The organism is Dyadobacter beijingensis DSM 21582, from assembly GCF_000382205.1.
GTDB lineage: Bacteria > Bacteroidota > Bacteroidia > Cytophagales > Spirosomataceae > Dyadobacter > Dyadobacter beijingensis.
On sequence record NZ_KB907787.1, the window covers coordinates 532,264 to 558,449 of the forward strand.

The following is a 26,186-nucleotide window of genomic DNA, read 5'->3' on the forward strand; positions in this document are numbered from 1 at the left end:
TAACTCCCCAGGATCATCGGTGTGGTGTTTCGGATTCGATTGTGTTTTAACTCATATATTTTTGTACAAAACACTTAGCGCTATGGGAAGTTTCAGTTTGAATGCGAGCCAGGTTGCGGATTACAACCGCGACGGCTATCTGGTGGTAAAGGCCCTGTTTTCTGCGGAGGAAGTGGAAAAGCTATATCATACCGCACTGGAAAATTCGATCATGCAGAAGAATGCGATGGATCTGAATGACCAGTCGGGAAAGAAAACGAAGCTGTCGCTATGGTTTACGCCGGGCGACGATGTGTTCGGCTACCTGATCCGCAGTGAGCGGATGGTCAATTCGGTATGGCAGCTCTTGCAGCATGACAGCCAGGTTTGCCATTTTCATACCAAACTTATGCAGAAGGAGCCGAAGGTAGGCGGGGCGTGGGAATGGCACCAGGACTATGGGTATTGGTATAAAAATCAATTCATTTTCCCGGACCAGCTCATGAGCGTGATGATTGCATTGACACCCGCTAATAAAGAAAACGGCTGCTTGCAGGTGATTAGGGGATCGCACAAGATGGGCCGGGTCAACCACGGCTTCGCCGGTGAGCAGGTGGGCGCGGACATGGAAATGGTCAACCATGCATTGAAAACGATGGACTTGGTTTACAGTGAATTAGAGCCGGGCGATGCATTGTTTTTCCACAGCAACCTCATGCACCGCTCCGAAGCGAACCTGTCGGATCATCCGCGCTGGTCGCTGATTTCCTGCTATAATTCGCAGTCCAACATTGCCTATGCCGAAACTTCGAACTCGTGGCGCGTGCCCGTGGCGACGGTGCCCGACAATGCGCTGCTGGAATGGAATGCCGAGTCATTTGAGAACGCGGATTTTCTCAAAAAGGAGGATGATCCGGCGCTGAAATCGACTGGTTGGGAGAATGAAGTAAAAACATCTTGATCTTCAATTTGTAGTCAGGAATTGTCAGGTGTGGTCAAGAGTTGTCAGGTGAAGTCGTTTGTTGAAAAACAATTCCTGCCTACCAATGACTCTACCTGACTATCCTTAAAAATACGTGACCACACCTAACAAAACATGACTACTCTTGACAATACTTGACCACACCTGACTACTCGTGACTACTCGTGACAACACTTGACCACACCTCACTACTCGTGACAACACTTGACCACACCTGACACTACCTGACTATCCCCAAGTTGTTTCCAAAACGTTAAATCGATTGTTGATATGCAGAAAATTGCAATGCTGGGCTCCGGCTTTATAGGCCGTTTTTATGCGGAATCCATCCACGGGCAGCGGGGGCGCGACCGCGTGACGGCCATTTACGCGCGGCGGGAAGAGAGTGCCAAAAAGTTTGCCGACGACTACGGATGCGACTTCTGGTCATCGGATATGGAGGAGGTGATCGCTCATCCCGACGTAAATATGGTTTGCATTGCATTGCCCAACAATGTGCATGAAGAGGCGGTAATGCTTTGCGCCAAACATAAAAAGGCTGTTGTATCGACCAAGCCCCTTGGACGTAATGGGGCAGAGGCATTGAGAATGCTGAAAGCGGTAGAGGAAGCAGGGATTTTTGCAGGTTACCTGGAAGATTTGTGCTACACGCCGAAGTTTTTGAAATCGCTGGAAAGCGTAAAAAACGGTTCGCTGGGCCGCATCATCTGGGCCAAATCACGCGAGGCACATCCGGGACCGCATAGCGAATGGTTCTGGGACATCGAGCAGGCCGGCGGCGGCTGCATTCTCGATCTGGGATGCCATTGCATTGAAATATCACGGAATTTTATTGGCAAGGACATCAAGCCGGTCGAGGTAATGTGCTGGGCCGACACGCAGGTAAAGCCGATCGATGCCGAGGATCACGCCATTGCATTGGTCAAGTATGAAAATGGCGCTATCGGGCAGTTCGAGGTGAGCTGGACTTTCCGGGGCGGGATGGACCTGCGCGACGAGGTAATGGGTACCGAAGGCACGATCTGGATCAACAACTTTTTACGGACCGGTTTTGAAATGTTCACGACCGGCCAAAATCCGGACAGTGCCGGCGAGGATTATGTGGCCGAAAAGGCGGAGAGCAATACCGGCTGGTTATTTCCCGTGGGCGACGAAGTGAATGATCTGGGCTATAACCACATGTTCACGGATATGTTCAATTCTGCTGAAAAGGGTAGTGCGCCAGCTGAGAGTTTTTACGACGGATATGTTGTGAATGCAGTAATCGATGCAGCCTATAAATCGGCGAAGACGAAGCTTTGGGAGAAAGTCGAACTGCCTGTATGGCGGGGGCGCGAGGGCGTGGAAAAACCTTCCAACTATGTTTCGTACAATGAAACGCATTACCTGATCAAACAGGAGGTCACGCATGACGGCCGGAACAAGCTCATCCTGAAAGACAAGGCAACCGGCAAGATCACCGAACAGGACATTTAAGCGGCATTTTTCACGAATTTTGCCTATATTTAAAGTTGCAACAAACATTAACCACGTTAAAAAATCATGGCAGGAAGCGTTAACAAAGTGATATTGATCGGTAATCTCGGCAGCGATCCCGAGGTTCGTTACCTCGAAAGCGGATCGGCCGTGGCGAAGTTCAATATCGCTACTACCGAAAGCTATACCAACAAAAACGGCGAGCGCGTAGACAATACCGAATGGCACCGCATAGAGTTGTGGGAAGGACTGGCCAAGGTGGCGGAAAAGTACCTGAAAAAAGGTAATCAGGTGTACATCGAAGGCCGTATCCGCACCGATACCTGGACGGACAAGGAAGGCCAGCAGCGGACGGGCGTCACCATTCGTGCGAACAGCATGACCCTGCTCGGCGGCCCGAGCTCCAATTCGGGAGGCGATTACAATCAGGGAGGTAGCCAGGGCGGTTACCAGCAACCCGGTAATGCGCCGCGTGGAAACAATGCGCCAAGGCCGTCCGATCCGATACCACCGTCGATGGCGGCCGGCAACGACGATGACGACGATCTGCCGTTCTGATGCATTCAAACAGATAATGACGAATCCCGCTGGTAAATGTATTTATTCCAAAATTAATACGGTTATTAAGCGGGATTCGCTACATTTATCTAACTGAATACCGATTTTGAACATTCTCTGACATTTCGTGAAAGAAACAGAAGACAGTGACGACCCGCTTGCCCGAACGCGTACGGGGATCCGTTTTCCCCAGAAAAGTACGCACCCCATTCTGGCAGGGGTAATCCTACCCGGGCTAATTCTACCCGTCGATTTCCTAGCTCCCTACGATTTTATCCTCGTTGTATTTCTGCTCCTAATTTCCCTTTCCCTGTCGGGTATCCGGGCGGCTTATGCGGCTTCCGGCGCCATGGAAAACCCTTGGGAACGCAAGGCAGAAGGTGAAAGTAATTTGCCTTCCCGCATTCAGCAGCTGGCTCTTTCGCTAGTGCAGCGGGGGATCACGCTGTTTGCATTACTGCTCGCGGCGCGCCTCGCGTGGCTGCATATGCAGGCAGGAAATATCGAACTTGTGCGTTGGTCGGTGCTGGTGTTCCTGGTGTTATGGATCTGGTCCGATGCGATGGTGCGCTACAACAGCGCCCGCAAGGCACAGGAGCTCATCCCGAAAATCAGCGGCCTGACGCAGTTTCTCATTAAAATATGCAAACCGCTGACGCAGCCCGTCATGAAACTCGGCTACTCGTTCGGCGTGCTTACGCCGGAAGGTGCCGAAATCACGACCGAAATGCTGGAAGCGAAAGCCGAGAGCGAAGAGGAAAGCGACCTGCTGCGCGGGCTGGCCAATTTTCGGCAAACCAATGCACGTAAAGCCATGCAGGCAAGGGTGCAGATTACGGCATTCGATATCGAGCTGGATTTTCACGAACTGATGGACCGGATCAACAAGTCGGGCTACTCCCGGGTGCCGGTGTACCGCGATGACCTCGATCACGTGGAAGGTATTCTGAATGTGAAGGACCTGCTGCCGCACATTCATTTGGACGAGCATTTCAACTGGCAGAAACTGCTGCGCCCGGTGTACTTCATCCCCGAAAGCAAGCGTCTCGACGACCTGATGAAGGATTTTCAAAACCGGCGCGTGCACATGGCGATCGTCGTGGACGAGTACGGTGGGACGAGCGGGCTGATCACGCTCGAAGACATTATTGAAGAAATTTTCGGAGATATTAATGATGAATACGACGAAGATGAGGAGGTGAATTATACTCAGGTCGACGAGCATACGTATGTCTTCGAGGGTAAGGTGCTGATCAACGATCTGTGTCGCATTCTCAACCTCGAAACCGATTATTTCGACGAAGTGAGAGGCAATAGCGAATCGCTGGCGGGGCTCTTGCTCGAACTGTTTTCGAGGCTTCCGCGGACGGGAGAAATCGCGATGCATCGTGAAGTGACGTTCAAAGTACAGTCGGCCGACAAGAAGCGCATAAAAAAAGTGCGGGTGCTGGTATCATAAAAAAATACAATTCGATTTTATTTATTCAGATCTTATTCTTAATTTTGCCCGGCAAATAACAATAGTTTATTTGCTATGAACACAGACCCATCCAAAGTCCTCTTCGAGGCACTCACCTACGACGACGTTCTGTTAATCCCAGGTTATTCAGAAGTCCTGCCTCGTAACACAACAACAAAAACCAAGCTTACCCGCAACATCGAGTTGAACATTCCCATTGTTTCAGCTGCTATGGACACGGTGACGGAATTTGAGCTGGCTATCGCGATGGCTCAGGAAGGTGGTATTGGAATAATCCATAAAAATATGTCCCTGGAAGCGCAAGCTGAGCAGGTGAGAAAGGTAAAACGTTCTGAAAGCGGTATGATCCTCGATCCGATCACACTGCTTGATACTTCGACCCTCGGCGACGCGCATCAAATCATGCGCGAGTTCAAGATCGGAGGTATTCCCGTAATCGATAAAGACCACAAACTCGTCGGCATCCTCACCAACCGCGACCTTCGTTTCGAACGCGAAATGAACAAGCCGGTAACCGAGATCATGACGAAAGACAATCTCGTAACGGCTTCGGAAGGACTCTCGCTCGACGATGCGGAGAAAATCCTGCAAGAATACAAAATCGAGAAGCTGCCGATCGTCGATGCAAACTACCGCCTGACGGGCCTGATTACTTACAAAGACATTCTGAAACGCAAGTCGCACCCGAACGCATGCAAGGACGAATACGGCCGCCTGCGTGTAGGTGCAGCCATCGGCGTAACGCCCGACGTGCTGAAACGTGTGGAAGCATTGGTGAAAGCCGGTGTAGACGTTGTAAGCCTTGACACAGCGCATGGCCATTCCAGAGGTGTGATCGACGCGTTGAAATCCATTAAAGCCGCATTCCCGAAACTGGACGTCATCGCTGGTAACGTGGCGACGGGCGAAGCAGCCAAAGCATTGGCCGAGGCCGGTGCCGATGCGGTAAAAGTGGGCGTAGGTCCCGGTAGCATTTGTACCACACGTATCATCGCCGGTATCGGTGTTCCGCAGCTTACGGCAGTAATGTGGGCGGCGGAAGGCCTGAAAGGCACCGGTGTTCCGGTCATCGCCGACGGCGGTATCCGTTTCTCGGGTGATATGACCAAGGCATTAGCCGGCGGTGCCAGCACTATCATGATCGGTTCGATGCTTGCCGGTAGCGACGAAGCGCCGGGAGAAGTAGTGATTTACGAAGGACGTAAATTCAAGGCTTACCGCGGAATGGGCTCGGTGGAAGCAATGGAAGATGGTTCGAAAGACCGCTACTTCCAGGACGCCGAAGACGACGTGAAGAAACTCGTTCCGGAAGGCATCGTAGGCCGCGTACCGTTCAAAGGCAAGGTTTCCGAGATCATTTACCAAATGGTAGGAGGTCTGAAAGCGGGAATGGGCTATTGCGGAGCCGGTGACATCGAATCGTTGCAGAATGCGCAGTTCGTGAAAATCACTTCGGCAGGTGTGAAGGAAAGCCACCCGCACGATATTATGATTCAGAAAGAAGCACCGAATTATTCGAGATCGTAGTTTGGTTTGGTGGTCGGTAGTCGCTATGACCGCCGACCATTGACCGCCGATGCGCGGTACTGTTATAGCAAAAAAGCTTCGCAGGATGTCCTGCGAAGCTTTTTTGTTGGGTATTAAATGTATTATAACTCAATAACATTATTCGGCGGTCAGCCGTCACAAACATCTACGCCGCGCTGGGCTTTGCAAACCGGCTTTTCAGGTAAGAAAAAATCATTGGAAGGATAGAAATCCCGATGATGCCGAAGATCACGAGTTCAAAATTCTTTTTCACAATCTCCATATTCCCGAAGAAATAGCCGAGCAATGTGAGTGTAGGCACCCATAGCAATGCGCCGACGATACAGAAAACAATGTATTTCGAATAATTCATGCTTCCCGCACCCGCTACGAAAGGCGCCACCGTGCGTACGATCGGGATGAAGCGGGCCATAATTACTGTGCTGCCGCCGTGTTTTTCATAGAATGCTTCTGTCTTTTCGAGGTATTCTCTTTTCAGGAACAGAATCTTTTCCCGTTTCTTGATCTGGCCGCCGAAGGTTTTTCCGATAAAATAGTTGACGTTGTCTCCCATCAATGCGGCGATAATGAGGATAATGATGATGAGCCACACGTTGAGGCCGGTAGTTTCGTTGGCGGCAATGGCACCGGCGGCAAAAAGGAGCGAGTCACCCGGAAGCAGCGGCATGATAACCAGGCCGGTTTCGGTGAAGACAATTAAAAACAGAATGACATAAGTGAGTGTACCGTATTCTTCCACAATGTTGAACAAATGCTTGTCCAGATGGAGGAAGAAATCAATGAACTGGGTGAGAAATTCCATAGCTATTCGTTAAGTTGACAATCTGTTTTATTGGCCTGCTCTTATTTGGAATCGATTTTCCACTTCTGCTTGGTTTTGGCATTCAGGAAGTGGTTGAATGTGTCGCCGCGAAGGCCGAGGCGGATCGTTTCGAGCGGGATCAGTTCGCTGGGGGCAATGTTGCCAAGGTTGACATTTGCGCCGAGCAGCTTCACAAACCACACCTGCTGCGATTTCTGGGGCGCTTCCCAGATCATGTCTTCAAATGCAATTTCGGTCAGAATCTCTTCGACCAATCCCTGACGCACTTCGCCGCTGGCGCGGAACAAACCTACATTACCCGATTCGCGCGCCTCGCCGATTACCTTCCAGGCACCCGCCTGTAACTCGGATTTGATCAGCTGGATCCATTTGTAGGGCGGGATGATTTTATTTTCGTCTTTGGAACCTACTTCGGAGAGGACGGTAACCTGCTGCGCAAGTTTGCTGATGTATTCGCATTTCACATCCTGCGGCATTTCAATGGAGCCGTCGGAAACCTCCGCATGGGTTAACTGGTACTTATCGAGCAACTTACGGTAGTCTTCGAACTGGTTACGCACAACAAACGCTTCGAACAGCGTGCCGCCGAAGTACACCGGAATATTCGCATTTTTATAAACCGCGAGTTTCTCGTTCAAATTAGGGCTCACGAAAGAAGTGGCCCAACCCAGTTTTACGATATCAATATAAGGCGATGCGGTAGATAGCATATCTTCTGTCTCCCTGACACTCAGTCCTTTGTCCATCACCATGGTAAGTCCTTTTGTTCTGGGTTTCTGGGAACGCTCGGGAACCTGCGATAACGTAAAATTCATATATGAGTAAGCATTTATCTCTGGCAAAAAACTCCGGCAAAGGTAGTAATAACCTTCGATACGTAACAATAAAATCCATAGCATTGACTTCCAGCCATCAATTTTTCTATGATAATTACTATTTTTAAGAAAATCGAATTCACTGCAAACCAATCATTGTCAAATCCATGAACACACACTCGATTCCTGATCCGCTTACGGAAAACAAGCGGCTTTCATTTCTCCGGGAATTCATCGGCAAGCCGATGGACCGGCATTTCTCGCCGGTTGCCAAATGGCTGAACGGCAAACTCATTGCGATCGGCGACGGGCAGATGGAGGTTGAATACGTCGTGCGGGAAGATATGTGCAACCCCATGGGCACGCTCCACGGCGGCATTGCAGCCACGATCCTCGACGATATTGTCGGAACGATGGTGTACGCTATGGGGCGCGAGTTCGGGTTTACTTCCGTGAACCTCAATTGCGACTTCCTGAACCCTGCTGTGGTAGGCGACGTGCTGGTGGCGCGGTCCGCCGTGATAAGGGCGGGCAGGAACATCGTGCACGTAGAAGGCCGCCTGCATCATGCGGATGGTCGTATTGTGGCCAAATGCACGAGTAACCTCATTCAGACGGCCTTTAAATTACCGCCGGTGCCGGGGCAGTAACGGGTTTCGGCGTATCTTTGCGGCATGGAAAAACAATTCAGTGACCTGCCGGAAAGCCGCCAGCAGCAGCTCATGGCCTTTGACCGCCTGTTGACGATTATGGACGAGCTCCGCGAGCAATGCCCGTGGGACCGGAAGCAGACCATGGAGAGCCTGCGCCACCTGACCATCGAAGAAACCTACGAACTTTCCGACGCCATTCTGGAAAACGATTTGCCGGAAATCCAGAAAGAACTCGGCGACGTGTTGCTGCACATTGTTTTTTATGCCAAAATAGGTTCGGAAAAGGCGGAGGGCAAGTCCTACAATTTTGACATAAAGGACGTGCTCCACAGCATTTCCGATAAGCTGGTAGCCCGTCATCCGCACATTTACGGCGACTTCGTGGCCGATTCGGAAGAGGCGGTGAAGCAGAATTGGGAGAAGCTGAAACTGAAAGAAGGGAACAAGTCGGTGCTGTCGGGCGTCCCCGGTTCGCTGCCAGCATTGGTGAAAGCCATGCGTATTCAGGAAAAGGCAAGAGGTGTTGGTTTCGACTGGGACGAAAAGCAGCAGGTATGGGCCAAAGTAGAGGAGGAGCTGCACGAGTTCAAGCAAAATTTCAATATCGAAACAGCCGATGTGATCGATCAGAAGGAGGCGGAAGGGGAGTTCGGCGACCTGTTGTTTTCACTGGTAAACTATTCCAGATTCGTCGATATCAACCCCGAAACGGCATTGGAGCGGACCAACAAAAAATTTATCAGCCGCTTTCAGTATCTTGAAGAAGCATCCAAAGCCGACGGCAAATCCCTGGGCGATATGACGCTGGAAGAAATGGATATCTACTGGAACCGGGCGAAGGCGCTCGGGGTTTAAAAAGTTTGTTCCTAAAGATGTTACTAAATGCTGAATGTAGCGTATAAATAGGGTCGGGCTGTGTGCCGAACTGAAAGCTATTTATGCACTATAAACACATTGAAACATGTACCTGGAACAACGCGTCGAGCAACTTGAAAGTGTAACTGTTGAACACGGAAAGCAAATTGACATGATAGCAGCAGGATTAGCTACGTTGACAACCACAGTCAACAATGGATTTGAGGAAATGCGCATGCGATTCTCGCGGATAGATGAGAGATTTGATGAGCATGACGCACGGTTTGACCGCCTGGAAGCACGCGCTGATCGCATCGAAGCAAGATTGGATGAACACGATATACGATTCGATCGCATCGAAGCAAAACTGGCTGAGCATGACGCCCGCTTCGATCGGATCGAACTACGTCTCGACCGGCTTGAAGTACAGGTTGTCCAAATCCATGGCGTCTTGACCGAGCTTGTTACCCTGGTAAAGAATAAATTATAGTAAATGTCATCGCATCATATCGTTCGGGAGAAGCAGGAACCTGCTTTGATTATTGCTAATGGGGAAGCCTGCTCTCCTGAATTATTAGGCCAGTTGCTCGAATGGAGCCCTTTCATCGTTGTGCTGGATCACGCCATTTACCGGGTGCTGGATTTGGGAATTAAGGTGGATGCCTGGCTGGGAGATTTTGACTTGGCGCACGATTTTGAAGCGATCCGCGAGCGGCAGCACCCGCTTGAAATTGTGAACACGCCCGATCAGGCGAAGACGGATTTGAACAAAGCCATCGAATTTCTCATCGAAAGAGGCTTCCCGGCTGCCAATATCGTTTGGGCGACCGGCCGCCGGGCCGATCACGCCATTACCAATATTACCGACCTCGTCCGATATAAGAATCAGATCAAACTCGTGCTGCTGGACGATTATTCGAAGATTTTCCCGCTGACAGGCACATTCGAAAAATGGTACGCCGCCGGGACACCCATTTCGCTGATCCCGGTCGGGACGGTGGACGGGATCGAAACCAGCGGTTTGAAATACAACTTACATCACGAAACCCTGACGATGGGTTACAGGACCGGCAGTAGTAATGTTACCGAAGTTGATGGCATGGTCAGGGTTTCCGCGCAGCAGGGCGACCTGCTGATCATGGAATGCTGGGACTTATAAGGCCGCTTGCTTGCTCTCCTTCGCTTCGACGTAGAAGTTCCGGTCGACTGTCAGCGACTTATCCCCTTTCACTTTCAAGGTCTTCCATTCACTGGTGGGGTACAGGAATTCTTCTTTTCCGCCAGCCAGCTTCACCTTTACGGGCATATCAAAGCCTTCCACCACATTGATCCAGCGATATTGCAAGCCTTTGCTGCCGAATGCATATTCCAGCACCGGAATGCGGACGTCGCGCAGGTATTGATCAAAAACTTTCGAGAGGTTTCTTCCCGCATGCTCGCTGACGTAATTTTCGATTTGTGAACCGTCTACCGTCTGGTGGTAGAATGTTTTGTTCAATCCGCGCAGGATCTGGCGCCATTTTTCATCGTCGTTCACCACCTGCCGGATGGTATGCAGCATATTGCCGCCTTTGTAGTACATATCCTTCGACCCTTCCTGGTTTACCCCGTAAACCCCGACAATAGGAATGTCGTTCGCAATGAGCTCGCGGGTACCTATCACGTAGTCTTCACCGGCCTTTTTACCGAAATAATACTCGGTATAAAGGTTTTCAGAATAATTGGTAAAGCTCTCGTGTACCCACATATCGGCCACATCCTTGTAGGTAATGTTATTCGCAAACCACTCATGCCCGCTCTCATGGATAATGATAAAATCCCATTTGAGGCCCCAGCCAGTATTGGAAAGGTCTTTGCCGCGGTAACCCATTTTGTAGTCGTTGCCATAGGTTACCGAGCTTTGGTGCTCCATACCCAGATATGGCACTTCCACGAGCTTGTAGCCATCTTCATAGAAAGGATACGGCCCAAACCAATGTTCGAATGCTTTCAGCATCTTCGGTGCCTGCGTGAATTGCTGCTTTGCTTTTTCCAGGTTTTGGGGCAATACATAATAGCTGAGCTGCAAATCGCCCTTTTCGCCTTTGAATGTTTCTTTCCAGCTCACATAATTCGCGACGTTCATATTCACCCCATAGTTGTTGATCGGGTTAGCGACAAACCAGTTGTAAGTATGCGAGTTATCGCCATTCTCGACCACCGATCGGAGATTGCCGTTTGAAACATCCATCATATTTTTCGGGACGGTAATGCTGATGAGCATGCTGTCCGGTTCGTCGTACATATGGTCCTTGCACGGCCACCATACGCTTGATCCCAACCCCTGGCAGGAGGTGGAAATTATGGTATTGCCTTTTCCATCCGGGACCCATTGCACGCCTCCGTCCCACGGCGGACGTTTCGCCAGGCGCGGTTTTCCCGTGTAGAATACCTCAATTGATTCCGTTTTGCCCGTTTCCTGGGTTTTCTTTAATGTGATAAAAAACGCATTGCCATCCCGCCGGTAGGTAAGCGATTCGCCATCCTGGATAACTTTTGTAATCTGCAAAGGCTCTTGCAAATCCACCTGCATCGTGTGGGAGGGTTTCAGGACTTTGTATTGAATAACCGTGCTGCCGGTCAGCGTGCTGTCTTTTTCGTTGGGCCTTACGTTCAGATGGTAATAACTGAGGTCCCACCACGCGCGCTCCGGCGTGATCGCGCCGCGCAGGGTGTCGGCGTGGGTGAATTCCTTTTTTTGTGCAAAAGCGCCAGAAGAGGCGAAAAGGAGACAGATGACAGCTACTTTTTTGAGCATTTGAATTTTAATTAGCAATGAAGTGTCCTATTTATCGAGTATTTCCATATCGTTCAGCTCGGGGCCGCCTCCGCGGTTGGCCGAGCCGGCTGCGATGTATATCTTTTTGTTGAGCATAACCGCCTGCGTTCCGTGCCGTCCCTGGTGCAGCGAAGGCAGCCGCTCCCATTTCTGCGTCGCCGGGTTGAATGCCTCTACCTCGTTGTGTGCCTCCACGTGCGCGTCGCTTTCGCCGCCGATGATGAGGATTTTATTGTTGTATGCCACGGCCGTATTGCCGGCACGCAGGGTTGGAAGGTTGTTGGATGCATCCAATGTGCTCCATTTGCCGGTTTTGAAATCATAAACATCCACTTCCCTGATCACCGTGTTCAAAACCTGGTTAATGCGAGCCGTGGATAACCGGCCGCCTGCGACGTACAATTTATTGCCCAGCACGGCTACCTGCACGTGATCGCGGGGGCGAGGAGCGTCGGTCAGGGTTTTCCAGGTACCGGTAGCCGGGTCGAACTCGTCGAACCAGGTCACCTGCCCGTCCCAGTGACCATCCTGAATGCCGCACACGAGGTAAATCTTATCATTCAATGTAAAAGCGCCTGCCGCACCGCGCCGGCGGTTTTCGGGGATAGCGGCGCCTTTGCGCCACTCGTTTTTGAGGGGATTGAAAATGTAAATGTCCGGGATGGGTACCTCGTGCGGATAACCGCCCGTGAACGCGCCCAACACATAAATCTCATTCTTATAACTCACGGCCTGGAAATGGCTCATTTCGAGGGGAGAAGGTGCCAGGTTTTTCCAGGAATCCTTTTTGAAGTCATATTCATCCACCGGCTTGATACCCCTTCCGCCCAGCAAATACAGTTTTCCGTTCGCGGTAGCCATCGCATTTTCATGCCTTTTCTCAGGAAGGTTCTCGGGTTCGGATACCGTCCATATCTGCGCCGACGCCGGTAATGCCAGCGCGACCAATGCGAGCAGTCCAACAGCTTTTTGGTAGAGTGGTTTCATGTCGATTACGTTTTTGAATGGCGGGATATGCATGATTATTTTGCCAAAAACGGTATCAAGGTACAATTATATTCTATAAAAGAGAAAGACCGGCTTGCGGCCGGCCTTTCTGCGAATTTTAGCTAAAAAGCGGTTAATTTCTGCTGGATATGCCCAAGGAAGGGCTTTCGAAACCCAGCTTTTTCAAACCTTTCTGCACGTCGGGATCTTTCATGAACAGCTTCCATAACAGCCCCGTACGGTAGTTTTCGATCATCACGATAATCGGCCCCTGGTCGATCGCCAGATGGGAGGTAGCGTACCAATTCTGCGTTTCGTTGAATGCGTCTGTAAACCCATATTCCGACCAGATTCTATCACCCATATCATCATAAAAGTGGCGCAATGCCTTCATCGACTGCTCCGGCGTGTAGGGGAAAGAAGACAATGCGGCTGTCGGCGTGATCGTCCCAAAATCGTTCGTCGGCGAATGCGCATTATAGCCATTGTAAGTGTCGCTAGCGGTCAGCCCCCAGCTGTTTTCCCCATAACCTTTAAACTTGCCCGGATTAGCGACGCAATGCTTGTAGTTGATCAGCGAATGGTTCACATTCTGCTCCCAGTAATCGGCATATTGATCTTTCAGGTTGCGCGGGTCGAGGCCGAGGAAGGAATAATGTGTAAAAAACAGCGGTCCGCCATATTCGAAGCCCAGCGGTAGTTTGACGCCGTAGTATTCCTTGCCGTTCTTGAAATGGTCGCTTTGCGCCCAGCATTTGTCGTACACCTGGCGTGTAACCGGGTACCGTGGAGCGGAAGCGCCCATGATGTAGGTGATCAGCGTTTCATTATAGCCGCGAAGTTCAAAGTTCATGGCCCAGCCGTTATTCGGGCTCCAATGCCAATAGAGCTGGTTCGGATTGCCGCGGGTATACCAGTCCCATTCCGCTTCGTCCCAGATCCATGTAATGCGATTGCGGAGCTCGCGTTCCAGTTCGGTATTGCGGTCGAAGTACTGCCTCGCGGCGAGCAGGCCCTGGAAGAGGAAAGACGATTCCACCAGGTCGCCGCCATCGTCCTTCCGGCCAAATGGAATGATTTTTCCGGTAGCGCCATTGAGCCAGTGTGGGAAAATGCCGTGGTAATGGTCGGCTTTGGAGAGGAATTTAACCATTTTCAATAGCCTCGCCGCTACGGAATCGCGGGGCTGCCATTGCCGCTCGGCTGCAACCACCATTGCCATGACGCCAAAACCGGTACCGCCGATGGTGCAAACTTCATCGCCATAGTCGAACGCGATATTGCTCCGTTCGCGGGCAAGGCCGCTCACAGGATGGCCGAATTCCCAGAAGTACCGGAAGGTCTGTTTCTGGACCAGTTCGAGCAATGCCGTATCTGAAAGGTTTTTAGGCCGGTTGGCAGAATTGAATGCCGCGGGCTTTGCCGCAGCGGTTTTTTTCTTTTGCGCCAGGCTGTTCGCCTGTATGCCGGTCAGCAGCGCAAAACATAGTAATAGTTGAAAGTATAGTTTCATGTTTCGGAGATAGTATTTGATTGGCGGGATAAGTTTGTTCAGATTCCCGGACTACTGAAACCGAGCTTTTTGAGGCCGGTTTTGACTTCCGGATTGCTCATAAACAGCTTCCAGGGTAATGCAGTGCGGTGATTTTCGATCATGACCACAACAGGCCCCTGATCGATGGCGAGGTAAGAGTCGGCATACCAGAGCTGATCCAGCGAGAATGCATCGCGGAAACCGTATTCTCCCCAGATCTTGTCGCCGAGTTTGTAATAAAAGAATTTCAACGCCTTCATCGACTCCGCGGGTGTATACGGGAATGCGGATAATGCCGCTGTGGGCGTAATCACGCCCCGGTCGTTGGAGGGGGAATTGGCATTGTAGCCACCCGGAATATCGCTTGCGGTCAATCCCCAGCATTGGTCGCTATATCCGAAGAATTGCTGCGGATTGGCTTTGCAATAGTTATAGTTAATGAGGGTGTGGGCTTTGTTTTGGGTAAAATAATTGGCAAAACGGTCGGTAAGTCCCGTCGGGTTTAAGCCTAGAAACGAATAATGCGAGAAGAACAGCGGTCCTCCGAGTGCTTCGCCGAGCGGCAATGCGATGCCGTAAAATTCTTTCCCGTTAGTGAAAGTATTGTTACCGGCCCAGCCATTGTCATACACGGTTTTGTCAATGCCGTGGGTGGGAGAGGCGGCGGCCAGCACATAGGTGATCAGGCATTCATTCCAGCCGCGGATCTGGTGGTTCATATCCCAGCCAAAGTTGGGGCTCCAATGCCAGTAAAGCACGTTCTCATTGTTTTTCCTGAACCAGTCCCATTCTACGGCTTCCCAGATCTTGCTGATGTCCGCCCGCAAGGCGGTTTCTGCGGCACTGTTCTGATTGAAATACTGCCGTGCCATTAGCAATCCCTGCACGAGAAACGACGTTTCGACCAAATCGGCGCCATTGTCCTTCTCACTGAACGGTACCGCCACGCCGGTAGCGCCATTGAGCCAATGGGGGAATGCGCCGTGAAAAGTCTGCGCTTTTTGCAAAAAACCGACCACCTTCTGCATCCTTTCCAATCCCTGCGCCCTGGTGATAAACTTTCGTTCGACGGCGATCGGGATCGTCATAATGCCGAAGCCGCTGCCGCCTGAGGTGACCACATCGCCCGAGGTGTTCCGCTCACGCGCGAGCCCGCTTGCAGGATGCGCGAAGTCCCAGAAATATTTGAAGGTTTGCTGCTGCACCAATGTCAAAAGCGCCTCGTCGGTGATCGCGGGAAATTTATCGGTAGAATCCAGCGCGGTCGTCAGTTCTACCTTTACTTCGTTCAGCAACATTCCGCCGGCTTTGGATTTCAATGCTTTCGTAGCTGTTACCGCGTATTTGGCGAGGTATGCGAGGTTGGCGGAAGGCGTAATGACCACCGAGCTATCGCCGTTTTCGAGTGTCGAGGCGAATGCGATGTTTTCGCCGGCCGCTGTTTGGAAAGTTAGGCCACTCGCGACGGAAGCATTGTTGAGCGGGGCGGAAAATGTAAACCTGATTTTAGGTTTCAGGTTTACATCCATGTATTTGAATCCGGAATAGGCGTCATTTACTTTCAGGCTGTTAAACCCGAATGAGGACGGTACGCCGGGGATAGATGGCCCGGGGTCGTCCTTTTCCGATTTGCAGGAAACCCCGAGCCAGATCATTGAACAAAGAAAAAGAAAGCGTTTGAACGGCATTATTTTCCTCTTGATTCCAGTTTAACCAATGCATCCACTTCCGCGTCCTTCAATGCCACATTGTAAATCCGTACCTCGTCGAGCAGGCCGGTGAGGTAAGTGGCCCAGTCTTGCGCCGAAGCGCCCGAGGTCAGGCTCGGTTTGGTCTGGAACTGGACGGTACCGAACACCATTTTGCCCGGCTTCTGCCATTTCAACTCGCCAAAACTGGCCACCGTGGTGGTAGCTGTTTTGGAACCATTGACATAAACGGAGAAAGTTGATGAAGTGGCATCGTATGCCAATGCGATGTGCGTCCACGAGTTATAGAGGTTCACGATACCTTCTTTGGTCACCCAGGCGTCCTTTTTATCGTTTTGGATATGCGCTTTGAAAATCCCGTCGGTGTCGGTACCGCCATTTTCGAAGAACGTCTCGATATTGCCCCAGAAACCATCGGTTTGGGAAAGTCCCACCAGCCCGATAATGCCGCCGGCCGATTTTGTGGAAGCGCTGTTGACCCAGTAGGTCAGCGTAAAGCTCTTCAAGCCGAGAATGGCCGTCGTAGGGTTAAAAAGGACATACCCTTCCTTCGCGCCCTTCATCGCCTGGCCTTTCAGCCCATTCGCGAAAGTCGTACCGGTATTGGTGCCCGCGGTATTGGAAATAACGTCGTTGTAGTTGCCATCGAACGGAAAATGGGCCACCAGGTTAGTTTTCGCGATTTCATCCGAGCTCGTAAATCCCCCGATCGTCACGCTTGGTGCGTAACTTTCGGGATCGAACTTTTCGTAGCAGGATGTGACCCCAACGACCGTCAATGCGCACAATGCCACGGTCAGTTTATTCTTAAAAGTTTTCATCGATAGATCGTGGTTTTGGATTAATAACCTGGGTTTTGGGTCAGCACGCCTGCGCTGAGGTCGATCTCGGTCTGTGGTACCGGCCATACTTCGTTTTTGTTGGCTTTCCATCCTTTCGGTCCGAACACCGCCGTACCGCGTCCCTGGCGGATCACATCGAAATAGCGGTCGAATTCCATGGCCAGTTCCGCATGGCGCTCGTTCCAGATCGCCGTACGCAATGCGGCCTTATCGGTCGTCGTCACTTTCGGCAGGATCGTTTTGCTGGCGCCTCTCGCACGGGCACGCACCAGTTCGAGCGAGGCCAATGCCTGGGTCGAATTGCCGATTTCGTTCGCTGCTTCCGCATTCATCAAGAGCACGTCCGCATAACGGATCACACGTACATTCTGCTGCGAGCCTTCATTAAAGCCTGTTACGTAAAGCTTGAACGGTACGTATGATTTCTGGTTGTACATCGGGTTGTCGCCAACGGCCGGGATCGCGTCGCCGGAAGGAGTGGTTTCGCCACGGAAGATAATGGTAGCATCCCGGCGCGGGTCACCTGTTTCAAACGACTTCGACAGCTCTTCGGTAGGCACATTGAAGCCCCAGCCACCGCCTACTACACCCCGAACGCCCTGCACCTGCGAGTACTGCGAGTTCGAAGCGTCCTTGTTGGAAGGAATGAGCTCGTTCTGTATCTCGAAAATCGATTCCCTCGAATTTTCGTTGGCTACGCGGAATAGCGCCTCGTAATCTGCAAACAATGCATACTGGCCGGAGTTGATCACCTGCGTGGTGAGGTCGAATACCTGCTGCCATTTCGCCTGGTACATCGAAACCTTGGCGTGCAGCGACTGTGCGGCACCCTTCGTCACACGGCCCACGTCTGCTGCGCCGTAGTTTTGCGGCAACGCGGCCGCTGCTTCGGTCAGGTCTTTTTCGATGGCTGCATACACATCCGCTTTTGGCGTGCGCGGAATGTTGTATTCGGTAGCGTCTTTCGGGACCGCAAGGCGTAACGGCACATCGCCGAACGCGCGCACCAGCCTGAAATACGAATAGGCACGTACGAATTTTGCTTCGGCCAGGTATCTCGCTTTCAGGTTTTCGTCCATGCTGATGGCCGGAATATTATCCAGCACCTGGTTGGCATAGTTGATATTCTGGTATTGTCCCTGCCAAAATCCGCCCAATTGGCCTTCCGTCGAACCTACGGTGAATGTATCGTATTGGTTGAAGAACGTCGCATCGGAAGCCGTGCTGCCTTTTTCCGCGTCGTCGGAACCGATGCTTTCGATCGCGATCGGTGCGAATGCCGTATTGTTCCAGCTGCGCAGGTTCGCGTACATGGCATTCACCGCCTTGGTCGCGTCGGCTTCGTTTACCCAGAATACCGTCCCTGCCTGTTTTCCCTGTGGGTCCACATCGAGGAAGCTGTCGCTGCAGGATGAAGGGAGGATCAGGAGCGCTGCCAGTCCCAGGTACAGCCCTTTCTGCTTCAAGTTGTTTTTTAAATCTATATTTTTCATATCGGTTGTAATCTTAGAAAGTGACGTTAATACCAAAGTTGTAAGTCGCTGAAAGCGGGTACACGTTGGCGTCGATACCGGCCTGTGTCGGCTTGTTCTCATTGGCCCTTACCTCGGGCGACAGTCCTTTGTATTTGAAGAAGTTCAAAGGGTTCTGTGCGTTCGCATACAGGCGGAGCTTGCGGATTTTAAGCCTTTCATTGAATGCCTGCGGGAATGTGTAGCCGATTTGCGCATTTCTTACCCGGAAATAGCTGCCGCTTTGTACGAAGAAGGTATTAGGAAGGTAGTTCTGGCCGCCACCGATATTGGCCGACGGGTAGGTGTTCGAAGTGCCTTCGCCGTGCCATCTGTTATCGTAGAAGTCCTTGGTGAAGTTTTCGTTACCGTAGCGCCAGCCGAGGTTGGCATTGTAAATATCCACTTTCGCCACGCCCTGGAAGTCGAGCATGAGGTCGATGTTGCGGTAGTTCCAGCTTGTGTTGATACCGTAAGTGAATTTCGGGTTCGGGTTACCGATTACCTGGCGGTCGAGGCCGGAAATGGTCCCGTCCGGAACGCCATTGGTACCGCTGATATCGCGGTATCTGAAGTCGCCCGGCTTGGCGGTTGGCTGCGCGGATTTGGAGATTTCATCCTGATTCTGGAAAATACCATCCACAATGTAGCCATAGAATGAGCCAATCGGGTCGCCTACACGGGTGCGTGTGGCGAGCGCGCCGCTGGTAAGGCCCACGCCGCCGTCGTAAATCGGGTTCGCGCCGGATGATACCGAAAGTACTTTGTTATTATTCACCGCGCCGTTGAACCCAATGCTGTAAGAGAGGTCTTTACCGATCTCGTCGCGCCAGTTCAATGCAAATTCAAAGCCTTTGTTCTGGAAATCCGCCTGGTTACCTACGATACGGCCCGATTCGGTTCCCACGGATGTCAATACGGGAATGTCGAAGATCGCGCGTTCCGTTTTCTTGATGTAATAATCCAATTCAACGCTCAGGCGCGATTTCAGGAACGATGCCTCGATACCCGCATCGGTACCTACGCCACGCTCCCAGTAAGTAGTAGGAGGAATAATGGTGTTAATGCTCGCCCCAGTATTCAGCTGGCCGCCGAAGATCGCCGCAAGGCCGCCGCCGGTTGCTACCGTCAATGTCGAGAGGTTGGAAGGGACCGACGCGTTCCCGATTTTACCCCAGCTACCGCGGAGTTTCAAATTATCGAAAATGGTCTGGTCTTTCATAAAACCTTCATTGCTGATCACCCAGCCCGCACCTACCGACGGGAAATAACCCCACGCATTGCCGCCCTGGTAGAACTTCGAAGAACCATCCGCACGAAGGGACGCATTCAACAGGTAACGTTCGCCGAAAGAGTAGTTCACCCGACCGAAATAGGAAGCATAAGTTCCCAAATCGCCTTCATCCTTTACATTGCGGCCGTCTGCACTTCCCAGCGCGAGGTACAAATCACCTTCGCTCGTGTAAGGAACATTCAAGGCATTGGCGGTGAGCTTGTACGACTGGTCGCGCTGTGCCGACTGGCCCAGCAATGCGGTAAAACTGTGATTGCCAAAATCCTTGGAATAGGTAAGGGTATTTTCAAAAATCCAGTAGCGGGTCTGCGGACGTACGAATTCCAGGAAGCTCGTCGTGTTGCGTTGTTTGAATGTCGCAACATACTGTGGCACGTAGGAGCGTGTTTCGTCCTGTCCGTAGCGGCCGCCGAGGCTGGTTTTGAATGTCAATCCTTTCAAAATTTGCAGTTCCGCGTAGGCATTACCAGTGAGCAAAGTCTTTTTGGTATTCTGATTGTAGAAATCGATCGTTGCCTGCGGATTGAAGTTGTTGCCATCGCCGAGGTTGTAATCGGTCGGGTCGCCGTACGTGCCGTCGGCATAGTATACCGGCACTACCGGGCCTGCTGCGTATAACTGGCGGAAAATACCGCCTGCTTCGTCTCTCGACTTGCTGAATGAGCCTGTCGCCGAGTAGCCTACTTTCAGGTTTTTCAGGATCTGGAAATCGTTCTGCAAGCGGGCGGTGTAGCGTTTGAAATTGTTCTTTTCAACGATACCGTCCTGATTCAGGTAACCCAATGAGAAGTTGTAGGTCGATTTTTCGCCGCCGCCGCTGATCGAAATCTGGTGGTTGGTCACGAATGCATTGCGGAGGATCTGATGGTACCAGTCGGTTCCTTCGCCGAATTGCGCCGGGTCGAGGATATTGCCTTTGCCGTTAATATTGCTCAGCTCGTTAACCATCGTGGCGTACTCGTTCGCATTCGCCATTTTGATCTGATTGGTCACTTTCTGGTAACCCACAAAGCCATTGTAGTCGATGACCGCCTGTCCTGACTTCCCTTTTTTGGTAGTAATCAAGACGACGCCATTCGCGGCGCGTACCCCGTATATGGACTGGCTCGAAGCATCTTTGAGAATGTTCATGCTCTCGATATCGCCGGAGTTGAGGAAGCTGATGTCGTCAAACCACACACCGTCCACCACGTACAGCGGGTTAGCGCTGCCGTAGGCCGTTCCGACACCCCGGATACGGATTTGGGGCGCCTCGCCGGGTTTACCGGAGTTGTTGATCTGCACCCCGGCCACCTTACCCTGCAAGCCGCTCACGGCGTTCATAGAGGGTTGCTTGGCAATTTCGGCACCCTTAATCTGCGTAATGGCACCCGTCACGTCGAGTTTTTTCTGTGAGCCGTAACCTACCACCAGCACTTCGGTGAGCGCTTTCGCGTCTTCCGCCATGGCCACATTCAATGTAGCCTGGTTGCCTACGGTAATTTCCTGGGTGGTCATCCCGATCATCGAGAATACGAGAACGGATTGAGGTGACGGGACCTTTATAGCATAGTTACCATCTGCGTCGGTAGGGACACCGGTGGTGGTGCCTTTGATGAGCACGCTGGCGCCCGGAAGCGCCGAATTGTCGGCACTCGAAGTGACTCTGCCGGTCACATTTATTTCCTGTGCGTAGGCGAAACTTCCCACGGTCAGGAAAACGAGCATGTACAGTAATCGTACAATAGTTTTCATCAGTTTCAAATTGGTGATTGAATTATTATAAGAATTTATTGACTTCAAAATTAAGTGCGAAGGCGGAGAGGAATCAAGAAAAGCACTACATCACCACTACATCAATGAGAATAATGCAAGGTTTGGTTGAATAAAAAGGGGTGTGATAACGGATTAGTGCAATTGCATCAAATGTCCATCATAAATTGTGCCAGGTTGGCGTCCATATCTAATCCGAGCTTCTTACGCAGGCGGTAGCGCTTGATTTCCACACCGCGGACAGAAATCCCCAGTACCGGGGCCATCTCTTTCGTGGAAAGATTCATGCGAAGACAGGCGGCAAGGCGCAGTTCGGAGGGAGAAATGGTAGGATAAATTTGCCGGAGGCGTTTGAAGAACTGCTCGTGTACTTCGTCGAAATTTTGTTCGAACAGAACCCAGTCGTCCTTGCCGGCCACGTTGCGTTCGATACTGTGCAGCAATTTCTGGTAATGAATGTTTGGGAGCTGCTGGCCCATTTCCGCTTTGACCTGTTTCAGCTCGTCGCGGATCTCTTCCAGGATTTCGTTTTTCCGCACCACGTTAATGGCGACATTGCTCAGCTGCTGGCTCTTGCTCTGGATTTCCGTTTGCAGTTTTTCGTTCTGGATCTGCATGATCTGCCGCTCGCTGGAAAGGCGCTGTTGGCGCAGCTTTTCTTCCTGCTCCTCGATCAGCTTCCTGCGGTGGCGCGCTAGGCGTTTTTCCTGGTATAGCAGCAACGCGGCCAGCGCCAATGCCACCAGCACCGCGAATATGATTTTGGCAAAAACCGTCTCGTGCCACAAAGGCCGTACGCTGAAATGATAGGCGGAAATGGTGTCGTTCAGACTGCTTCGGATCTCGAAAATGTAATCCTTGGATTCCAGGTTGGTAAATTCCACAAAGCTCTGGTCCGACCATTCCGACCACTGATCGTTCAATCCGCGCAGCCGGTATTTGTACTGGATATTCTGCCCGTAAACCGGCAATGCATATGCGATACGCAGCGAGCGTACTTCCGCCGGTAGCGACGGACCACCCGAAATAGCGAATGTTTCATTGAGATTGCGCAGGTTGGCCACTTTCCGGATCACCGGCGGGCCGGCTGCTTCATGGTTGTCGTCGGGCGATTTACGATTGTACAATGCATAGCCATTGTCGAGGCAGAAGAAGTAATATTCCTCGGAAAGCGGCACGATGGTTTCGCTGTTGCGCACGAGCGAGAGCGGGAGGTTGCGCGTTTCCTTGCCGGGCTGGTAAAATGCGATCCGGTTCATGAACACCTTGAACCAGTCGCCATGCAGGCCTGTCCTGACTTTGTAATCTTCGTCTTCTTTGGAAAAATCGCCGCTGGAAACGAGCTTGCCCGATGCGTCGGGCTGGAAGAACCGGTTTCCCGACCGTACTCGCACCTGGCCATTGAGCCATTGCACCACTTCTACCGAAAACTCGCTGGGAATAGTCTGGGGCGCTTTAAATTCCTTCCATAGCAATGCCGAATCGAGCGTGGGCGTGAGTCGGGCCTGGAAAAGGCCTTTGTAAGCGTGGCCCAGCCAGTAGGTACCCGCATTGTCGCGGACGATCTGCTTCACGGGAATGGGCACCGAGCCTTTCACGGCATTGGAGTATGTCCAAATGCCCTTCGCATCCCGCTTATACACGTGGAGGCCCACGTATGCGCCTTGCAGCAGCAGCGTGTCGTTCCCGTTCCGCACGGGCAGGAACACCCAGCCGCCATTGATATTCGAAATTTTGGTCACGCCGGTTTCGTCAATGCGATAAGTCGCGTCGTTGTGGCCGCACAGGAGCTGGTCGTCGATCACTTTCAGTGCCCATGTCTGGCCTTCCAGCCCCCATACCGGACGGAATGGCTTCGGCGACAGCCATTTTTTGACAAATACGCCTTTGTTCGAACCGACATAGAGGTTGCCATGCCAGATCGCCGCCGCGTACGTAGAGCCGAGCGGGTTGTCGCTCGTCTGGTAAGCGATGATCGGCGACGACATTTTGACCATATCAATGCCCTGGTCGAGCCCGATCCAGAGCTGCTGCTGTGCGTCTTCTTCCAGCGCCAGCACGGTGTTGTTCTGCAGACCTGTCTCTTTGTTGAACTGGTAGCGCAGCGAGCCGTTTTTCGACACGACATACACACCATTCTGGATCGTACCGAATACAATGCTGCTATCCCGGCTCATGATGAGCGCGCGGTTGATGATATTTCGTTTTAATACGGGCGCAATGGCAATGTCCCAGGGCGAAAGCGTGCTGTTTTGCAAAAGGAAAACGCCGTGCTTGGTAGTGGTAATGAGCAGCCTGTGCCCGGAATAGGGCAGAATGGAGGAAACGATGGCCGGTGAGAGACTTTCGGTGCCTGGCAGTGGTTCGAACCGCTCGCCTTTCAGCTCGTAAAGCCCGCGCCCGATCAGCTGCACGAGCACGCGGTTGTGTACGTAGCGCATGAACATGAAGTTGCCCGGCCCTTTGATTTCGACGAGATTTTTGCCGTCGTAGCGGTAAATGAAAGAAAAGGACTGGAAATAAATGTATCGCGGCGTTTTCAGGATATGCCATATTTCCTCCGTTTTAAGGCTGGGAAAATTGGCTTTCTTGCTGAGCGAATAATATTTCAGCTGGCCGTCGGCTTCTTTTTTCCAGTATCCGAATTCCGAAAAGCCGCCCACGTAAATGCGCTTTTCGCTGGGCGAAGGCCGGTTGAGGACTTTTCCACCGGCAGGCTGCGCGGGTTGTTCGTCGTAAAGTACCGTGCGGACGATCTGGCCGTCGGGAAGGGGATAGAGCTTCCACGCGGCGCCATCATGTTCCAGCAGGCCGTCGGAATTGGCAGAATAAATGATGTCGTCGGCGCTTTGGCAGATGTCCCAGTTCTGATTATGGGCCTTGTAGAGCGTCGCCGGATAGTTGATCAGCGGAGGAGTTTCCTGCGCCAGCGCGGGGAGGAAGATTGTAACCCAAAAGAGTATGGCGGTATAGCAACCCGCCTTATATTTGAAGGCCCGGCTTGGGAAATGACGCTTTGCAGGTCGTTTTTCTGCCGTGTTCAATATCATTTTCAAATAACTTTAATGTCGTTTTTAGCTCGTTCAGAAGGGCTCAGGTCGGTATTAATGCGTGTAACTCAATAGTTTTCTCAATGAAAAAGATCTTTTCCCTTATCATGCTCGGGACTACCGTGGCGGTGGCGCAGGTGAAGTCCCCGGACGATAACAAGCGGAACGATATCCGTTACAATCTTAACGAATCCGGCTCACATTATGTGAAATTCACGTTCACGAATCAGGTATGGCTGCGGCTGAACGATAACAATCCCGGTACGACCGTTTTGAGCGACCCGAAAACCAGCACTTTTGACATCGGCCTCCGTCGCACGCGTATGCAGCTGTTTGGCCAGCTCACCGACCGCATCTTTTTCTACACGCAGTTCGGGATGAATAATTTTAACAAGGTCAGCGCTTTCCCGGCCTATAATACGGCCGGTACCCCAAGCCAGCGCAAGATTGCTGCGTTCTTCCACGACGCCGTGGGCGAATATGAGGTGCAGCGCAAAGGCAACAATTTTATCCGTTTCGGGGGTGGGTTGACTATTGTCAGCGGTTTCTCGCGTTTTTCGCAACCCAGCATCGGCACCATTATGACGATGGACGTGCCGGTTTTCGCGCAGGCCACCGTGGACCAGACCGACCAGTTTTCCCGCAAGCTCACCGTTTACAGCCGCGGGCAAATCGGTAAGCTGAACTATCGCCTCGCCATAGCCGATCCATTCCCCGTCGAAACAAGCGGCTCGGTACCGGCGGCGCTGAACCAGAACTCCGTTTTCGCGCAGCGCAAAAACAGCAAGCAGTTTCAGGGTCTGTTGATTTACAACATTTTCGACACCGAAGACAACACCACACCCGGCTATATGACGGGAACCTACCTCGGTAAACGCAAGATACTCAACCTCGAAGCTGGCATTACCTCGCAAAAAAATGCGACCTGGCGTAAGGACGCTGTGGATACATTGTACAGCAGCATGACGCTCTGGTCGGTGGCGGCTTACCTGGATATCCCTTTAAATGCAGAGAAAGGGACGGCATTGTCGGCCTATGCGGGCTATTTCGGTACGGATTATGGCAAGGGTTATCTCCGTTACAACGGCATTATGAACCCTGCAACCGGCACTACGCAGCCCATCGCGGGTGTCGGGGGCACGCATGGGAACGCCTACCCGATGTTCGGGACGGGTAATGTGATCTACGCACAGGCAGGTTATAAGTTCAAAGATGGCCTGCTGGGCAGCCAGGGTACATTAATGCCGTATGCTTCCCTGCAGCGCGGAGACTATGACCGTTTGCAGGACGCTGCGGACATTTATAATGCGGGTGTCAACTGGCTCATAAAGGGCCATAACGGCAAGCTATCGCTGAATTATGAAAGCCGGCCGGTCTACAAAAACAGTGCGCCCGTCAATGAGCTGGCCAAAGACGGCCGGAAAGGCAGCTGGACGTTACAGTACCAGATTTCGATTTAAACCGTTTGTCAAACCGTGGCTATTTCGGACGGTGATCGCCGTAAATAGCCACGGTTTCTA

At 51.8% G+C, this 26,186-nt stretch carries 20 protein-coding genes; 10 read left to right on the forward strand and 10 right to left on the reverse strand.

The window, feature by feature from the left end; translation table 11 throughout:
* Positions 1-82: 82 nt before the first annotated feature.
* From H144_RS0109510 to guaB, 5 genes are all read left to right on the forward strand, one after another.
* Positions 83-940 carry a phytanoyl-CoA dioxygenase family protein gene (locus H144_RS0109510; protein ID WP_019941821.1) on the forward strand — a complete coding sequence of 286 codons (858 nt, stop codon included), beginning with the start codon at positions 83-85 and terminating at the stop codon, positions 938-940.
* Positions 941-1,231: 291 nt separating this feature from the next.
* Positions 1,232-2,437, forward strand: coding sequence for a Gfo/Idh/MocA family protein (locus tag H144_RS0109515; RefSeq protein WP_019941822.1), 1,206 nt, complete (start codon positions 1,232-1,234; stop codon positions 2,435-2,437).
* A gap of 66 nt (positions 2,438-2,503) precedes the next feature.
* Positions 2,504-2,995 carry a single-stranded DNA-binding protein gene (locus tag H144_RS0109520; protein ID WP_019941823.1) on the forward strand — a complete coding sequence of 164 codons (492 nt, stop codon included), beginning with the start codon at positions 2,504-2,506 and terminating at the stop codon, positions 2,993-2,995.
* A 127-nt stretch (positions 2,996-3,122) separates the two neighbouring features.
* Positions 3,123-4,454 (forward strand): transporter associated domain-containing protein, encoded by a 1,332-nt coding sequence (locus H144_RS0109525; RefSeq protein ID WP_019941824.1) that lies wholly within the window; start codon positions 3,123-3,125, stop codon positions 4,452-4,454.
* Between the two features lie 75 nt (positions 4,455-4,529).
* Positions 4,530-6,002, forward strand: coding sequence for an IMP dehydrogenase (gene guaB, locus H144_RS0109530; protein ID WP_026350549.1), 1,473 nt, complete (start codon positions 4,530-4,532; stop codon positions 6,000-6,002).
* A gap of 166 nt (positions 6,003-6,168) precedes the next feature.
* Here guaB and H144_RS0109535 read toward each other — a convergent pair whose 3' ends face one another.
* Together H144_RS0109535 and H144_RS0109540 are read right to left on the reverse strand one after the other, a co-directional pair.
* Positions 6,169-6,825, reverse strand: a complete 657-nt coding sequence (locus H144_RS0109535; protein ID WP_019941826.1) for a DedA family protein — start codon at positions 6,823-6,825, stop codon at positions 6,169-6,171.
* Between the two features lie 41 nt (positions 6,826-6,866).
* Positions 6,867-7,661 (reverse strand): phosphosulfolactate synthase, encoded by a 795-nt coding sequence (locus H144_RS0109540; protein WP_019941827.1) that lies wholly within the window; start codon positions 7,659-7,661, stop codon positions 6,867-6,869.
* Positions 7,662-7,828: 167 nt separating this feature from the next.
* Between H144_RS0109540 and H144_RS0109545 the strand changes: the two genes are divergently transcribed.
* From H144_RS0109545 to H144_RS0109560, 4 genes are all read left to right on the forward strand, one after another.
* Entirely contained in the window at positions 7,829-8,311 is a 483-nt protein-coding gene (locus H144_RS0109545) for a PaaI family thioesterase (RefSeq protein ID WP_019941828.1), read from the forward strand.
* A 24-nt stretch (positions 8,312-8,335) separates the two neighbouring features.
* Positions 8,336-9,169 (forward strand): nucleoside triphosphate pyrophosphohydrolase, encoded by an 834-nt coding sequence (mazG, locus tag H144_RS0109550; RefSeq protein WP_019941829.1) that lies wholly within the window; start codon positions 8,336-8,338, stop codon positions 9,167-9,169.
* 106 nt (positions 9,170-9,275) lie between these two features.
* The gene (locus tag H144_RS31650; protein WP_019941830.1) at positions 9,276-9,659 is read left to right on the forward strand and encodes a hypothetical protein; all 384 of its coding nucleotides are present in this window, start codon (positions 9,276-9,278) and stop codon (positions 9,657-9,659) included.
* 3 nt (positions 9,660-9,662) lie between these two features.
* Positions 9,663-10,328 (forward strand): thiamine diphosphokinase, encoded by a 666-nt coding sequence (locus H144_RS0109560; protein WP_026350550.1) that lies wholly within the window; start codon positions 9,663-9,665, stop codon positions 10,326-10,328.
* Here the strand turns inward: H144_RS0109560 and H144_RS0109565 are convergent.
* The 8 genes from H144_RS0109565 to H144_RS0109605 form a co-directional block, all read right to left on the reverse strand.
* On the reverse strand, positions 10,323-11,966 hold the full coding sequence (locus H144_RS0109565) for a M1 family metallopeptidase (protein WP_019941832.1): 1,644 nt from the start codon (positions 11,964-11,966) through the stop codon (positions 10,323-10,325). The genes H144_RS0109560 and H144_RS0109565 overlap by 6 nt on opposite strands.
* Before the next feature lie 27 nt (positions 11,967-11,993).
* Positions 11,994-12,974 carry a Kelch repeat-containing protein gene (locus tag H144_RS0109570; protein WP_026350551.1) on the reverse strand — a complete coding sequence of 327 codons (981 nt, stop codon included), beginning with the start codon at positions 12,972-12,974 and terminating at the stop codon, positions 11,994-11,996.
* 133 nt (positions 12,975-13,107) lie between these two features.
* The gene (locus tag H144_RS0109580) at positions 13,108-14,487 is read right to left on the reverse strand and encodes a glucoamylase family protein (protein ID WP_019941835.1); all 1,380 of its coding nucleotides are present in this window, start codon (positions 14,485-14,487) and stop codon (positions 13,108-13,110) included.
* Positions 14,488-14,525: 38 nt separating this feature from the next.
* Positions 14,526-16,163 (reverse strand): glucoamylase family protein, encoded by a 1,638-nt coding sequence (locus tag H144_RS0109585; protein WP_019941836.1) that lies wholly within the window; start codon positions 16,161-16,163, stop codon positions 14,526-14,528.
* A gap of 32 nt (positions 16,164-16,195) precedes the next feature.
* Complete coding sequence (locus H144_RS0109590; RefSeq protein WP_019941837.1) at positions 16,196-17,038, reverse strand: LamG domain-containing protein; 843 nt, start codon at positions 17,036-17,038, stop codon at positions 16,196-16,198.
* 20 nt (positions 17,039-17,058) lie between these two features.
* Positions 17,059-18,552, reverse strand: a complete 1,494-nt coding sequence (locus tag H144_RS0109595) for a RagB/SusD family nutrient uptake outer membrane protein (RefSeq protein WP_019941838.1) — start codon at positions 18,550-18,552, stop codon at positions 17,059-17,061.
* 13 nt (positions 18,553-18,565) lie between these two features.
* Positions 18,566-21,598 (reverse strand): SusC/RagA family TonB-linked outer membrane protein, encoded by a 3,033-nt coding sequence (locus tag H144_RS0109600; RefSeq protein ID WP_026350553.1) that lies wholly within the window; start codon positions 21,596-21,598, stop codon positions 18,566-18,568.
* 167 nt (positions 21,599-21,765) lie between these two features.
* Positions 21,766-24,666, reverse strand: coding sequence for a triple tyrosine motif-containing protein (locus H144_RS0109605; RefSeq protein WP_019941840.1), 2,901 nt, complete (start codon positions 24,664-24,666; stop codon positions 21,766-21,768).
* An 83-nt stretch (positions 24,667-24,749) separates the two neighbouring features.
* Between H144_RS0109605 and H144_RS0109610 the strand changes: the two genes are divergently transcribed.
* Positions 24,750-26,126 (forward strand): hypothetical protein, encoded by a 1,377-nt coding sequence (locus tag H144_RS0109610; RefSeq protein WP_019941841.1) that lies wholly within the window; start codon positions 24,750-24,752, stop codon positions 26,124-26,126.
* Positions 26,127-26,186 lie beyond the last annotated feature (60 nt).